General features: G+C 58.2%; 1 pseudogene. It reads right to left on the bottom strand.

Going from position 1 to position 364, the window contains the following annotated elements:
• Positions 1-3 precede the first annotated feature (3 nt).
• Positions 4-364, bottom strand: a pseudogene (locus Q5L94_RS13440) (hypothetical protein); the annotation flags it as partial.

Here is a 364-nt window from a genome sequence, read left to right as displayed (position 1 = left end):
GGATCAGCTGGTGATGAGGATATTGTCTTCCAGCCCTGTGAGGTTGGAGAGGTTGGAGAAGGTGATCTGGTCGCCATCGCCGAAGTCGAAGACCACGACACCGTTCTGGATGCTGGCGAAAATGTCTACCACATCCTGGGTGCTGCTTAGCCCGTCGACCAGCTCCGAGGAGAGGTGCAGCAGATCTTCGTTGAGCCTGAAATCCTCGATCTCGTCTTGGTCATGTCCGACGTCGAAGACGAAGGTATCGGCTAGCGTTCCGCCGCGCAGCAGGTCGTTGCCCGCACCGCCTTTGAGCTCATCGACCCCCTGATTGCCATAGAGCGTATCGTTGTCATTTCCGCCGCGCAGGGTGTCGTCTCCG

The sequence above is a fragment of the Idiomarina sp. Sol25 genome (genome assembly GCF_033052775.1).
In the GTDB taxonomy this organism is placed as follows: domain Bacteria; phylum Pseudomonadota; class Gammaproteobacteria; order Enterobacterales; family Alteromonadaceae; genus Idiomarina.
This window is presented reverse-complemented; position numbering and strand designations above follow the sequence as displayed.